Origin of the sequence: Mycobacterium sp. SVM_VP21 (assembly GCA_024758765.1) — a bacterium.
Classification (GTDB): Bacteria; Actinomycetota; Actinomycetes; order Mycobacteriales; family Mycobacteriaceae; genus Mycobacterium; species Mycobacterium heraklionense_C.
The window spans coordinates 1478016-1492251 of record CP101406.1 but is presented as its reverse complement, the minus strand read 5'-3'; the positions used below and the strand labels follow the sequence as shown (position 1 = coordinate 1492251).

The 14236-nt window shown below is 62.7% G+C and carries 9 protein-coding genes and 1 pseudogene; 9 read left to right on the top strand and 1 reads right to left on the bottom strand.

What is annotated here, in order from left to right:
• Window positions 1-769: 769 nt before the first annotated feature.
• The 5 genes and pseudogenes from NM962_07215 to NM962_07195 all read left to right on the top strand — a co-directional run bounded on the left by NM962_07215 (window position 770) and on the right by NM962_07195 (window position 7051).
• Window positions 770-931 (top strand): annotated as a pseudogene (locus tag NM962_07215) (helix-turn-helix domain-containing protein).
• A gap of 110 nt (window positions 932-1041) precedes the next feature.
• Window positions 1042-2775, top strand: a complete 1734-nt coding sequence (locus NM962_07210; protein ID UVO13850.1) for a GMC family oxidoreductase N-terminal domain-containing protein — start codon at window positions 1042-1044, stop codon at window positions 2773-2775.
• A gap of 118 nt (window positions 2776-2893) precedes the next feature.
• Complete coding sequence (locus tag NM962_07205; protein UVO13849.1) at window positions 2894-4048, top strand: NAD-dependent formate dehydrogenase; 1155 nt, start codon at window positions 2894-2896, stop codon at window positions 4046-4048.
• A 109-nt stretch (window positions 4049-4157) separates the two neighbouring features.
• Window positions 4158-5609, top strand: a complete 1452-nt coding sequence (locus NM962_07200; protein ID UVO13848.1) for a catalase — start codon at window positions 4158-4160, stop codon at window positions 5607-5609.
• Window positions 5606-7051 (top strand): catalase, encoded by a 1446-nt coding sequence (locus NM962_07195; protein UVO13847.1) that lies wholly within the window; start codon window positions 5606-5608, stop codon window positions 7049-7051. The genes NM962_07200 and NM962_07195 overlap by 4 nt, the downstream gene beginning before the upstream one ends.
• 203 nt (window positions 7052-7254) lie before the next feature.
• Here the strand turns inward: NM962_07195 and NM962_07190 are convergent, their stop codons facing one another.
• A complete protein-coding gene (locus tag NM962_07190; GenBank protein UVO13846.1) occupies window positions 7255-8280 on the bottom strand; it encodes an FUSC family protein in 1026 nt (341 codons plus the stop codon).
• Between the two features lie 210 nt (window positions 8281-8490).
• Here NM962_07190 and NM962_07185 point away from each other — a divergent pair, with 210 nt between their 5' ends.
• From NM962_07185 to fdhD, 4 genes are read left to right on the top strand one after another with little or no spacing between them, the layout of a single operon-like run.
• Window positions 8491-9939, top strand: coding sequence for a cytochrome ubiquinol oxidase subunit I (locus NM962_07185; GenBank protein ID UVO13845.1), 1449 nt, complete (start codon window positions 8491-8493; stop codon window positions 9937-9939).
• Window positions 9940-9955: 16 nt separating this feature from the next.
• A complete protein-coding gene (cydB, locus tag NM962_07180; GenBank protein UVO13844.1) occupies window positions 9956-11038 on the top strand; it encodes a cytochrome d ubiquinol oxidase subunit II in 1083 nt (360 codons plus the stop codon).
• On the top strand, window positions 11035-13407 hold the full coding sequence (locus NM962_07175) for an FdhF/YdeP family oxidoreductase (GenBank protein ID UVO13843.1): 2373 nt from the start codon (window positions 11035-11037) through the stop codon (window positions 13405-13407). The genes cydB and NM962_07175 overlap by 4 nt, the downstream gene beginning before the upstream one ends.
• Before the next feature lie 2 nt (window positions 13408-13409).
• Window positions 13410-14234: a formate dehydrogenase accessory sulfurtransferase FdhD gene (gene fdhD / locus NM962_07170; GenBank protein ID UVO13842.1), complete on the top strand. Its 825-nt coding sequence runs from the start codon at window positions 13410-13412 to the stop codon at window positions 14232-14234.
• Window positions 14235-14236: the final 2 nt, after the last annotated feature.

Sequence of the window (14236 nt, the reverse complement as noted above, 5' to 3'; positions counted from 1 at the left end):
AGGTGAGCGCCAACAACGGTGGGGCATTCCGCTCGACGACATGATTCACGCCTGGCGCATCGGCGTGGAAACACTGGCGACAGCTGCTCGGAAGGCGGCCCGGCGCACCGCAGCCGGCAATGGCGGGCCGTGGCGGTTCACCGAGTCGATGTTGGTGCGCTCGGCCGCGGCCCTGTCGGAGACAGTCGGCGCCTATCGGCGTGCCGAACTCGACGCGGCGGAGGCGCTCGACACCGGACGCACACGGTTTGTCCAGGAGGTCCTGCTCGGCCTGGTCCCGGGAATCGAACTGCGTGCTCGAGCCGAGATGTACGGCCTCGACCCGGCGAGTGAGTATGTAGCGGTCCGGGCATGCCTGCACGACGGCATGACGCGGCGCGATGTGGAGCACGGGCTGGGCTTGGGATCACAGGTAGGCCAGCGACGTGGATTGTGCGCCGTTGTCGATGGTGGTGTGGCGGGTTTGCTCGTCGAAGCACCTCCGCGTGACATCGACGGGGCAGTCGGTTACGGGCCGGCCCGGCCGCTGGAACAATTGGCCGACTCCTACCGACTGGCTGCGCGGGCGCTGGTAACCGTGCAGGCCTGCAAGATGACCGGGGCTTACGACCTGGAATCACTGGGTCTGCGGGCGGCGGTGGCGGTGGATACCGATGTGGGCACGGTGTTGCGCCGCCGCTACCTGGAGCCGCTGGCCGTCGGCGGATCGGCCGAAGACCTGACCGCCACATTGCGGGCCTACCTGGCCTGCGGCATGCACGTGGAGAGCACCGCGACGCGGTTGTTTGTTCATCAGAACACCGTGCGGTACCGGCTGGCCCGTTTCGAGGAGCTGACCGGCACCAGCCTGCGGGACACCGAGGTCCTCCTCGAATTGTGGTGGGCGCTCGAGCTTTCCGCAATGCACATTCCGCCCGCAATGCACATGTAGAGAACCCCAAACGTCGGGAAAAAACCTCGGAGTCGACTCCGTAGCCGGCACCCCGCGGCCCGCAGCACGCTGCAAGGGCAGCTGATCAATCCGCAATCGAGGAGTACGCAATGGACGCTGGCACGCACTATGACTTCGTCGTCGTTGGGGGAGGCACCGCAGGTTGTGTCGTGGCCGGCAGACTCGCCGAGAACCCGAATGTCAGGGTCCTCATCGTCGAGGCGGGGGTCGGCAACCCGTGGGATCTAGCCGGAGTCACCACTCCAGGAACCGCGATGGAACTGCGACACAGCCAATACGACTGGGACTACAAGGCGAAGTTCGTCGACCGCGGCGTGTGGGAGCGCATCGACAAACAGGACACCCGCGGCCGAATCCTCGGCGGCAGCTCGTCGGCGAACTACTTCAGCTGGATCCCCGGCTGCAAGCCGACCTACGACCGGTGGGGCGAATACGGCGGCTCGGAGTGGACATGGGAGCCGCTGCTTCCCTACCTGCGCAAGAGCGCGAGCTACCACGACGACTCGGGCATGTTCTCCGCCGATCTGCAGAAGATCGGACAGGCCGGTCCGCTGCCCATTTCGCACAACCTTATCCCGGAATTGCAGCCGTTCCGCGACGCCATCACCAAGGCCTGGACCTCCCGGGGCGAGCCGCTCACCGAGAACATCTACGACGGTGAGATGAAGGGCCTCACCCACGCCGTCAACACCATCTACCGTGGCGTGCGCTCCGGCAGCTTCCTGTTCGTGAAAGACAAGCCGAACGTCACGATCGTGTCCGAGGTGCGTTCCAAGCGGCTGATCATCGACTACGCCACCCGCACCTGCAAAGGTGTGACGATCATTGACGCCGCAGGCAACGAAGTCGACTTCTACGCCACCCGGGAAGTCATCTTGTCCCAGGGCGTGTTCGAGAGTCCGAAGCTGCTGATGCTCAGCGGAATCGGCCCGGGCCGCGAGTTGGCCAAATACGGCATCGATGTCGTGGTGGACTCACGCCACGTCGGCCAGCACCTCTACGACCACCCGGGCGTGCCGTTCGTGCTGCGGATCAAGGAGGGGTTCGCCCTCGACAGTGCCCTGTTACGCCCCGGCCCCAAACACGACGCTGCGGTTGCCGCCTACGAGAAGGACCACTCGGGGCCGTTGGGTTCGGGCTTGTTGGAGATGATCGGTTTCCCGCGCGTCGACAAGTACTTGGAGAAGGACCCGGTCTACCGCGAGGCCAAGGCCGCTAACGGCGGGTCCGACCCCTTCTCGCCGGAGGGACAGCCGCACTTCGAAATCGACTTCGTCCCCGCGTTCGGCAGTGCCTTCCAGTGGCAGTACCCGACGCCCGCCGATGGTGACCACATCACGGTGATGGTCGACCTGGTCCGGCCGGCCTACGAGGGTGGTGAAGTCACGCTCAACAGCGACGACCCGTTCATGGCACCCAACATCAACCTCAATTACCTGTCCAATGAACTCGACATCATCGCCCTGCGTGAAGGGGTTCGGTTCGCCTACGACATTCTCACCAAGGGTGATGGATTCAAGGACCTCGTCGTCGAGCAGTACCCATGGAACATGCCGCTGCACTCCGATGAGCTGATGCGGACGTCCGTTCAGGATCGCGTGCAGACCTCATATCACCCCTGCGGCACCAACCGGCTGTCCAAGAACATCGACCAGGGGGTGGTCGACCCGCAGCTCAAGGTGCACGGTGTCGACAAGTTGCGTGTTATCGACGCGTCGGTGTTCCCGATCATCCCGGACTGCCGGATCCAGAACACCGTCTACATGGTCGGCGAGAAGGGTGCAGACCTGATCAAGGCTGACCACTCCGATCTGTTCAAGTAGCCCTGACCTCGCTGGATAGGCGTCGCCTATCAATGGATAGGAGCCGGGTCTTGGACGCCGTGGTTGCACCAGACGACACTGAAAGCTGCTGATAATAAAGCACATTCAGGAGGAAATCATGGCCAAGTGTGTGATGGTGCTCTACCCGGATCCAGTGACCGGCTACCCGCCGAAGTATGCCCGCGACAGCGTCCCGGTGGTCGACAGCTATCCCGACGGCTCCGCACTGCCGACTCCGTCGCGAATCGACTTCACCCCCGGTGAGCTGCTCGGCTGCGTCTCCGGGGCATTGGGATTGCGGAAGTTCTTCGAGGAGAAGGGTCATGAGCTGGTCGTCACGTCCGACAAGGACGGTCCAGACTCGGAATTCGAAAGGGAACTGCATGATGCCGACATCGTGATCTCCCAGCCGTTCTGGCCCGCGTACATCACCAAGGAGCGATTCGCCAAAGCGCCCAAGCTGAAGTTGGCGCTGACAGCCGGGATCGGTTCCGATCATGTGGATCTGGCTGAGGCGCAAGCGCGCGGGGTCACCGTCGCCGAGGAGACCTGGAGCAACAGCGTCAGCGTCGCCGAGCACGCGGTGATGCAGATCCTGGCTCTGGTCCGCAATTTCGTTCCCTCGCATCAGGTGGTGGTCGACGGCGGCTGGAACATCGCCGACTGTGTGCAGCGCTCCTACGACGTGGAGGGCATGGACGTCGGGGTGATCGCCGCCGGCCGGATCGGTCGGGCGGTGCTAGAGCGGATGAAGCCGTTCGGGGTGAATCTGCACTACTTCGACGTGCACCGGCTTTCTCCAGATTTGGAGCAGCAGTTGGGTGTGACCTTTCACCCGACTGTCGAGTCGCTGGCCCGATCGGTGGATGTGGTCTCGATCCACTCCCCACTGATCGCCCAGACTCACCACATGTTCAACGAGAAGCTGCTTGGTTCGATGCGGCGCGGTTCCTACATCGTCAACACCGCACGCGCCGAGGAGACCGACCAGAGGGCGATCGTGGCGGCGCTGGAGAGCGGCCGGCTCGCCGGCTACGCCGGCGACGTCTGGTACCCGCAGCCGCCGCCGGCCGACCACCCGTGGCGGACCATGCCCAATAACGCTATGACACCGCACATCTCGGGTTCCAGTTTGACGGCGCAGGCCCGTTATGCGGCCGGCACCCGGGAGATCCTCGAAGACTGGTTCGCCGGCAGGCCGATCCGCTCGGAGTACCTGATCGTCGAGGGCGGAAAGTTCGCAGGAACAGGAGCGAAATCCTACGCACAGTGACGAAACACCGGTGTACGGCGGGGGCGACATGACTGCCCCCGCCGCTCCGCCTAACCATTTCGATCTCGGATACAAGTTCAACTCCGACGATGAGCACTAGGAGACAGGGATGACGGACAACTTCACCACCACCGATGGCGGGGCACCGGCTCCGACCAATGATCGGTCGTTGACGCTGGGCCCCAACGGGCCGATCTTGTTACAGGACACCTACCTGATCGAACAGATCGCCGCGTTCAACCGTGAGCGGGTGCCCGAGCGTCAGCCGCACGCCAAAGGCACCGGAGCGTTCGGCCGATTCGAAGTGACAAATGACGTGAGCCTGTACACCAAGGCGGCGGTGTTTCAGCCAGGCGCAGTGACCGATGTGTTCGTGCGGGTGGCAGGCAACGCCAGCGAGCGTGGCAGCGCCGACACGTTGCGCGACTCCCGGGGGTTCTCGCTGAAGTTCTACACCTCCGAGGGCAACTACGACATCGTCGGCAACAATGTTCCGATCTTCTTCATTCGGGATCCGCTCAAGTTCCCCAACCTGATTCGCTCCAACAAGCGGCGCGCCGACAATGACTGTCATGACCACAATATGGTGTGGGACTTCTTCACGCAGTCACCCGAGTCGTCGCATCTGGTGACGCTGATCATGGGGGATCGGGGTATTCCGAAGACGTACCGGCATATGAACGGTTACGGGCTGCACACATTCAGTTGGGTGAATATCGGCGGTGAGATTTGTTGGGTGAAATACCACTACAAGTCTGATCAGGGTGTGCAGTGTTTGACTCAGGAGGAGGCCGACCGGCTGGCGGGGACAGACCCGGACTGCAATCAGCGCGACCTGTTCGATGCGATTGCGCGCGGTGACTTCCCGAGTTGGACGCTCTACGTGCAGATCATGCCTTTCGAGGACGCCAAGACCTACCGGTTCAACCCGTTCGACGTGACGAAGGTGTGGCCGCATGCGGACTACCCGCTTATTGAGGTGGGCAAGCTGACGTTGGATCGCAATCCCACCGATCATCACACCGAGGTGGAGCAGGCCGCTTTCGGGCCGCACAACATCGTGCCCGGCACGGGCCTCAGTCCAGATCGGCTGTTGTTGGGTCGCAGTTTCGCCTATGCCGATGCGCATCGGGCTCGGATTGGGGTCAACCATCATCAGATCCCGGTCAACGCCCCTAAGTGTCCGGTGCGCAGCTATTCCAAGGACGGGCGGATGCGGGTGCAGAACGTGTCCGACCCGGTCTACACTCCCAACACGGTCGGCGGTCCGCTGGCCGATCCCGCGCGGGCGTCCGAGATCGGTTGGGCCGCTGACGGAGAGATGGTCCGCGAGGCCTACACGCTGCGGCGCGATGATGATGATTTCGGTCAGGCACGCTCCTTGATTCGCGACGTGATGGACGACGCTCAGCGGGGCCGGCTGGTGCACAATGTCGTTCTGCACGTCTCCAATGGTGTGAAGGAGCCGGTGCTGTCCCGGGTCTTCGAATACTGGCGCAACATCGACCCCGAGATCGGTCAGCAGATCGAGAACGGGGTCCGCACGAACCTGAACACATGACGACCACCGATGGCGGGGCACCGGCTCCGACCAATGATCGGTCGTTGACGCTGGGCCCCAACGGCCCGATCCTGTTACAGGACACCTACCTGATCGAACAGGTCGCCGCGTTCAACCGTGAGCGGGTGGTCGAGCGTCAACCGCACGCCAAGGGTGCCGGCGGGTACGGGCGCTTTGAGGTCACCGGCGACGTCAGTGCCTACACCCGCGCGGCCTTCCTGCAGCCGGGCGCGGTCACCGAGGTGTTCGCCCGGTTTTCGTCGGGCAACGGTGGCGAACGTGGTGCCGCGGACACGGTGCGTGACAATCGGGGATTCGCGGTGAAGTTCTACACCACGGAGGGCAACTATGATCTGGTCGGCAGTAACGTGCCGATCTTTATCGTCCGAGAACCGTTGAAGTTTCTCAACCTGATCCGCGCCGGTGGGCGCCGCGCGGACAATGACTGTCATGACCGCAACATGGTGTGGGACTTTTGGACTCAGTCGCCTGAGACCGCGCATCTGGTATCGGTGGTGATGGGGGATCGGGGTATTCCGAAGACGTACCGGCATATGAACGGTTACGGGCTGCACACATTCAGTTGGGTGAATATCGGCGGTGAGATCTGTTGGGTGAAATACCACTACAAGTCTGATCAGGGTGTGCAGTGTTTGACTCAGGAGGAGGCCGACCGGCTGGCGGGGACAGACCCGGACTGCAATCAGCGCGACCTGTTCGATGCGATTGCGCGCGGTGACTTCCCGAGCTGGACGCTCTACGTGCAGATCATGCCTTTCGAGGACGCCAAGACCTACCGGTTCAACCCGTTCGACGTGACGAAGGTGTGGCCGCATGCGGACTACCCGCTTATCGAGGTGGGCAAGCTGACGTTGGATCGCAATCCCACCGATCATCACACCGAGGTGGAGCAGGCCGCTTTCGGGCCGCACAACATCGTGCCCGGCACCGGCCTCAGTCCAGATCGGCTGTTGTTGGGTCGCAGTTTCGCCTATGCCGATGCGCATCGGGCTCGGATTGGGGTCAACCATCATCAGATCCCGGTCAACGCCCCTAAGTGTCCGGTGCGCAGCTATTCCAAGGACGGGCGGATGCGGGTGCAGAACGTGTCCGACCCGGTCTACACCCCCAACACGGTCGGCGGTCCGCTGGCCGATCCCGCGCGGGCGTCCGAGATCGGTTGGGCCGCTGACGGAGAGATGGTCCGCGAGGCCTACACGCTGCGGCGCGATGATGATGATTTCGGTCAGGCACGCTCCTTGATTCGCGACGTGATGGACGACGCTCAGCGGGATCGACTGGTGCACAATGTCGTTCTGCACGTCTCCAATGGTGTGAAGGAGCCGGTGCTGTCCCGGGTCTTCGAATACTGGCGCAACATCGACCCCGAGATCGGTCAGCAAATCGAGAACGGGGTCCGCACGAACCTCAGCAAGGAGTAGGAAGCGGGCGGCGATATGGCCGAGTTGTCATACAACCGATCTATGGCAGAACTCCGCCAACCGGGTGAACGGTGGTTGTCGCTGTCTCGCCCGAGAACCATTGCTGCGGAGGGGTCTCCGGTTGCCGGCGTGGACCCGTGCAGGTGACGGCGGAAAGTTCCAGTTCGATACGAGCGACTAAAGGAGATGGCTGGAAAGGACTTTCAGCGCGGCCCGAGGCTGATGAACTGATCCAATCCGTTGATGCAGGTCTCGATGGCGGCGGCCAAGAGGGTCTCGTTGCTCGGCTGCTCCACCACTGTGTGACGGCGTGCCGATTCCGCGTGGGCCGCAGCAGGAGTGGTGTCGTCGGCAGTGAGCGCGGACGCTGCCGCGGCGAGTTCGCCGATCGCCGCATGGACCGGCACGGAGAGCGGTTCGTCGGTATCGGTGACAGTGCGTGCCAAATGCAGCACCGAGCCGGCCAGCAGGGACAGCTGTGCGGCTTGGCGATCGGCGGCGCGCGTTGCGTCGCGCAACGGCCAACGCGCTGGGCAGATCCGCGCCAATTGCACAGCGGTGCCGCGGGCTTCGGCCAGGCGTGCAAGACGCTGGTGCAGGGTAGGTGCAACTGTCAGCGTCCAGCCCGAATCGCCGGTATGGCAATGGATCTGGTCGAGGATGTCCCGTAATGCTGACAACACTTCGACCCGGGCATCGCGCAGGACGGACAGTGGATTCTTGGGGAAGAGCAGGATGCTGAAAACTACCGCGATTCCACCGCCGATCAACGCGTCGAAGAACCTCTCCGTCCCGAAGTCGCCATGCGGAAAAGCGAGGATAAGGATCGCGGAGATCATGGTCTGGTTGACGAACATCGGACGTTGTACCAGGAAACCCCGCCCGACCAGCACCGCTGCGGACAACGAGACAAATACGGCCACGGCCATCGCGAACGCCCTGGTACCTAGCAGGAGGTACACACAGCTGCCCAAGCCAATACCCAAGCCCACCCCGACCGCCATCTCGATCGCGAGTTCTGCGCGCAACACATTGGTTGCCCACATGCAGACCGCCGCGGCGATCGGCGCGAAGAACGGGGCGGTATGGCCGAGCACATCGCGGGTCAGGTACCAGGCCACCCCCGCGGCCAGTGCGGTCTGCGCACTTGGCCACAGCGCATTACGTACCAGGCGGCCGGCGATCGACTCAAGGCCGGCCGACTGGGTTCGCGCCCGCCGGTTTACCACGCTCCCAACCGCATTTCGGACCGGCGCAAAAATAGTTCGCCGCATATGCGGTATGCACTATGGAACATGGCCTGAAATTCTAGACAAAACGCCAACGTAGAACCACAAAGACAGGGTAAGACTCCAAACGGAAAACATGGACGCGAAAACACCCTCCAGACTACTGTTTTTAGAGCATGAGCTCGCCTCGACTGTAGGGGGTTTGTACAGGTGGACGTCGTTGATATCTCGCGGTGGCAGTTCGGGATTACGACCGTCTATCACTTCATATTCGTACCCTTGACGATCGGTCTGGCGCCGTTGGTGGCGTTGATGCAGACGGTGTGGATGATCACGGACAACGCCGCCTGGTATCGGCTTGCGCGGTTCTTCGGCAAATTATTTTTGATCAACTTCGCGATCGGTGTAGCCACGGGGATCTGGCAGGAATTTCAGTTCGGCATGAGTTGGAGCGAGTACTCGCGGTTTGTCGGTGACGTATTCGGGGCACCGCTGGCGATGGAGGGGCTCGCCGCGTTCTTCTTCGAGTCCATCTTCATCGGCCTGTGGATCTTCGGCTGGGGCAGGCTGCCGCGGCTGATACATCTGGCCTGCATCTGGGTGGTGGCCATTGCGGTGAACGTGTCCGCCTTCTTCATCATCTCGGCGAACTCCTTCATGCAGCACCCGGTCGGGGCGCACTACAACCCACTCACTGAACGCGCTGAACTCGACAGCATCGTCGAGCTGCTCACCAACAACACTGGAATCTCGGCGTTCAGCCACGTGGTCTTCGGCAGTTGGTTGACAGCTGGAGTGTTCGTAGCCGCGGTCTGCTCGTGGTGGATGGTCCGCCAACCTGCCGCGGACGAAGCGCGCACCATGCACCGCCCCGGCGCGGTCCTAGGCTGCCTGGTGACATTGGCGGCGGCCGGCGGGCTGTTCTTCACCGGGGACTCGCAGGCCAAGCTGATGTTCCGGCAGCAGCCGATGAAGATGGCATCAGCGGAATCGTTGTGTCACACCGAAACCGACCCCAGCTTTTCGATTCTGACCGCTGGCACGCACAACAACTGCGACAGCATCGTGCGCGTCATCCAAGCGCAGTACGTGCTGCCGTTCTTGGCCGAAGGCAAGTTCAGCGGAGTCACGCTCGAAGGTGTCAAGGATCTCCAAGAGCGCTACGAGAAGCAGTACGGCCCGGGCGACTACCGGCCGAATTTGTTCGTCACCTACTGGTCGTTTCGCGCGATGATCGGCTTCCTCGCGGTCCCACTGCTGTTCTCTGTTGTCGCATTGTGGCTGACACGGCGTGGCCGGATTCCCAGCGGCAACTGGTTCTCCTGGTTCGCGTTGCTGACCATACCGACGCCGTTCCTGGCGAACAGTGCCGGCTGGGTGTTCACCGAGATGGGGCGGCAGCCTTGGATCGTGGCCCCTAACCCCACTGGCGACCCGATGATCCGGATTACCGTGCAACAAGGGGTGTCCGACCACGCGCCCGCCACAGTGGTGTTGTCGTTGGCGACGCTGACCCTGATCTATGCGGTGCTCGCGGTTCTCTGGTTCGGGCTGATGAAGCGCTACGTGGCCGAAGGACCCCAGGAACATGACACCGAACCGGCACCGCCCGCACCTCCCGGCGAAGACGATGTCGCACCGCTGTCGTTTGCCTACTGAGAGGAGTTGATTCACGGTGGGCCTGCAGGAGCTGTGGTTCGTAATCCTCGCCGCGCTGTTTCTGGGCTTTCTCATTCTCGAAGGTTTCGACTTCGGGGTGGGAATGCTGATGATCCCGTTGGGCCGCATCGCCAAGGGCGACCCGGAGGCACATCGCCGCGCGGTTCTCAACACCATCGGACCGGTCTGGGACGGCAACGAGGTGTGGCTGATAACCGCGGGTGCGGCGATGTTCGCAGCTTTCCCGAACTGGTATGCGACGGTGTTCTCGGCGCTTTATCTTCCGTTGCTGGCCATCGTGGTAGCGATGATCCTGCGCGTCGTCGCGATCGAGTGGCGGGGCAAGATCGACGATCCGAAATGGCGCAGCTGGGCGGACTTCGGGATCGCGGCTGGGTCCTGGGTACCCGCCATCCTCTGGGGTGTCGCATTCGCCATCATGCTGCGTGGCCTTCCGGTGGACGCCCGCCACCGAGCTCACCCCGCATTCGGCGATCTGATCAGTCCCTACACACTGCTCGGCGGGCTAGCGACGGCGGCGCTGTTCCTGTTCTACGGCGCGGTGTTCCTCGTCCTGAAGACTGCCCAGGGGGTTCGCGAAGACGCGTTGCGATTCGCGACCATACTGTCGCTGCCGACCACCGCGATCGTCGGCGGGTTCGGGCTGTGGACCCAGTTGGCGTACGGAAAAGGCTGGACCTGGCTGGTTTTAGCCTTCGCAGTACTGGCGTTGCTGACTGCGGTCGCTCTGGTGTGGCGCCAATGGGCAGGGCTCAAGGTCATGACAGGCAACCCCCGCGAAGGCTGGACGTTCGTGCTCACTCTGTCGGTGGTTGCCGCGGTCGTGGTGCTGCTGTTCGGCTCGATGTACCCGAACTTAGTTCCGTCTACCCTGGGCTCGGACTTCGGCGTCACTATCTACAACGGGTCATCGACCCCGTACACCCTGAAGATCATGACCTGGGCCGCAATGCTATTCGCCCCTGCGGTCGTGGTGTATCAGGCTTGGACGTACTGGGTGTTTCGCCGACGGATCTCGGCTGAGGCCATACCAGCATCGATCGGATTACCCAGAACTGCGGGAGGTTTGCTGCGATGACAACAATGTCGCCCGAAGGGTCCGCGCCCCAGGATTCGGGAACCCGGCGAGAGGTGTTGCTGGGCCAGGGCACCCCTGATACCGCGGCACCCGGCTGCGGGCCCGGCACGGGTGAGCCGAAGCAGAAGGACTACCACCATCCCGCGGCAGGTTATGGCGCCTCCTTCAGCGTTGCCAAGGTGCTGCTGAAACGCCGGGAGATCTTGGAGGGCCCACAGGTCATCACCCGGATGAACCACGAGAACGGTGGCTTTGACTGCCCCGGCTGTGCCTGGCCGGACGACCGCAAGGGCCTGAAGCTCGACATCTGCGAGAACGGCATCAAACACTCGACGTGGGAGATGGACCCTAAACGCGTCGGCCGGGACTTCTTCGCCGACCACAGTGTGGCCGAACTGTCGACCTGGAGCGACTTCGCGCTGGAGGATGCGGGCCGGCTCACCGAACCCATGGTGTACGACGCCGATACCGATCACTATGTGCCCATCGATTGGGATGCCGCATTCGAGCTCGTTGGTCAGACGCTGCAGGGGCTGGACTCGCCCGACCAAGCCGCGTTCTACACCTCCGGGCGACTGGGCAACGAAGCCACATTCCTCTATCAATGGTGGGCCCGCGAATTCGGTACTAACAACTTCCCGGACTGCTCGAACATGTGCCAGGAAGCTAGCGGGAAGGCGATGCTGTCCTCGCTGGGTACCGGCAAGGGCACCGTCGACCTGGTCGACTGGGAGAAATCCGACTGCCTGATCATCATGGGCGTCAACGCCGCCTCCAACACGCCCCGGATGCTGACCGCGCTCGCCGAGGCCTACCGGCGCGGCGCGCAGATCGTCCACATCAACCCGCTCATCGAAGCCGCCGCGACGCGCACCATCGTGCCGCACGAGATGGTCGACATGATGCTGTTCCGCGCCACCGACATCAGCACGATGAATATCCAACCGCGGATCGGCGGAGATTTCGCCCTGATGCGCGGCGTCGCCAAGGCGCTGCTGGAGGCTGCCGTCAATGATCCGACAGCGATCGACCAACTATTCATCGACCGGTACACACACGGCTACGCCGAGTACAAGGCGGCATGTGAGGCGGTGAGCTGGCCGGAGATAGAGCACCAGTCCGGGGTGCCCGTGGAGCAGATTCATGCTCTGGCCCGGGTCTACCGGGAGGCCCGGGCCAGCATCATCGCCTGGTGCCTTGGTGTCAGTCAGCACACCCACGGCCCGGACGCCGTCCGCGAGATCATCAATGTGCTGTTGCTGCGCGGGAATATCGGCCGGGAAGGGGCCGGACCGTGTTGCATCCGCGGGCACAGCAACGTGCAGGGCAACCGAACCTGTGGCATCGACCATCATCCGTCCGAACAGACCCTGGACTACCTTGCCGCTGCCTGCGAGATCAACGTCCCGCGCCACCACGGGCTTGACGTCGTCTCCACCATCCACGCCATGCACAGCGGCGACGTCAAGGTGTTTGTCGGGATGGGTGGCAATTTCGCACTGGCCGCACCCGACACCGCCTACAGCTTCGAGGCGGTGCGCCGTTGCGAGCTCACCGTGCAGGTCTCGACCAAACTCAACCGAAGCCATCTGGTGCACGGCCGCAACGCATTGATTCTGCCGTGCGTGGCACGCACCGAGATCGACCGGCAAGCCACTGGAACCCAGTCGATTACGGTGGAGGATTCGATGAGCATGGTGCACCTGTCGGTGGGGATGAAAGAGCCGGCCTCACCTGAGCTGCGCTCTGAACCGGCGATCATCGCCGGGATGGCCAAAGCCACACTGCCCGCGACGAAGACGCCTTGGGATGATCTGGTCGCCGACTACGACCGGATCCGTGACCGGATGGCAATGGGACTGTACGGGTTTGAAGACTTCAACCGCCGAGTACGGCAGCCTCTCGGGTTCCGCATCCGCCAGCCCGCGCGTGAACTGATATTTTTGACCGGTTCCGGGCGAGCCGAGTTCTCTGCAGCCGCGCTGCCGGATGTGTTGCCGGCCAAGGGCCTGTTGGTTCTGGGCACGATGCGTTCCCACGACCAGTTCAACACCACCATCTATTCCGACGACGACCGCTATCGCGGTGTGAAGAATCTCCGTACTCTGCTATTCATGAACAGCTCTGATATGGCGGCCATGGGGATCAAGCAGTTCGACTACATCGACATCACCAGCATCGCCAAAGACGGCAGCCGCCGCAGCGTCTATGGCTATCGGGCAGTGGCCTACAACATCCCGGCGGGCAACGCTGCCGGATATATGCCTGAACTCAATGTGCTGTGCCCGATCGGCGATGTCAATCCGGAAAGCGGCCAACCCGTGATGAAACATGTTCCTATCGAAGTCACCCACTCGAAGGCCCGGTGACGATGGGACGGGTAACCACGCGTCGGCAAGCCAGCCACCTGGCAGCGGGCCACGCAGCCCATCGGGCCGAGACCCTGGCCGTCGAGGAGCCGCTGGAGATCAGGCTCAACGGCAGTCCCCTGACCGTCACGATGCGTACGCCCGGTTCTGATGTCGAACTCGCTCAGGGATTTCTGCTCACGGAGGGTGTGATCGCCCGCCGATCCGACATACTGACCGTTCGCTATTGCCACGGCAGTCTTGTGGACGGCACGAACAGCTACAACGTACTCGACGTGACCTTGGCGCCCGGCGTGCCGATGCCTGAGGTGGACGTCACGCGCAATTTCTATACAACCTCGTCGTGCGGTATCTGCGGCAAAGCGTCGCTGGAAGCAGTTCAGTCGATCAGCCGATACTGCCCCGGCGATGATCCGGTAACTGTCGATGCGCAGGTGATTACCGGCATGCCGGATCGGCTCCGCGCCGCCCAGAAAGTGTTTGACAGGACCGGCGGTCTGCATGCGGCGGCACTGTTCGACAAGAGCGGCAGGCTATTGGTGGTGCGCGAGGACATCGGACGCCACAATGCGGTGGACAAGGTGGTTGGCTGGGCGGTGGAACACGACCAGATCCCGTTGTCTGGGAGTGTCTTGTTGGTCAGTGGACGAGCGTCGTTCGAGTTGACGCAGAAGGCCGTGATGTCCGGAATACCAGTGCTGGCAGCAGTTTCCGCGCCGTCCTCGCTTGCGGTCGACCTAGCCACCCAATCCGGGCTGACGTTGGTGGCCTTCCTGCGTGGGGAATCCATGAACGTCTACAGCAGGCCCGACCGGATCGTCCGCTGACC

Coding starts and splice junctions, on each gene's coding strand:
- fdhD (UVO13842.1), top strand. CDS start 13,410: ATGGGACGGGTAACCACGCGTCGGCAAGCCAGCCACCTGGCAGCGGGC.
- NM962_07195 (UVO13847.1), top strand. CDS start 5,606: ATGACGACCACCGATGGCGGGGCACCGGCTCCGACCAATGATCGGTCG.
- NM962_07210 (UVO13850.1), top strand. CDS start 1,042: ATGGACGCTGGCACGCACTATGACTTCGTCGTCGTTGGGGGAGGCACC.
- NM962_07205 (UVO13849.1), top strand. CDS start 2,894: ATGGCCAAGTGTGTGATGGTGCTCTACCCGGATCCAGTGACCGGCTAC.
- NM962_07200 (UVO13848.1), top strand. CDS start 4,158: ATGACGGACAACTTCACCACCACCGATGGCGGGGCACCGGCTCCGACC.
- NM962_07175 (UVO13843.1), top strand. CDS start 11,035: ATGACAACAATGTCGCCCGAAGGGTCCGCGCCCCAGGATTCGGGAACC.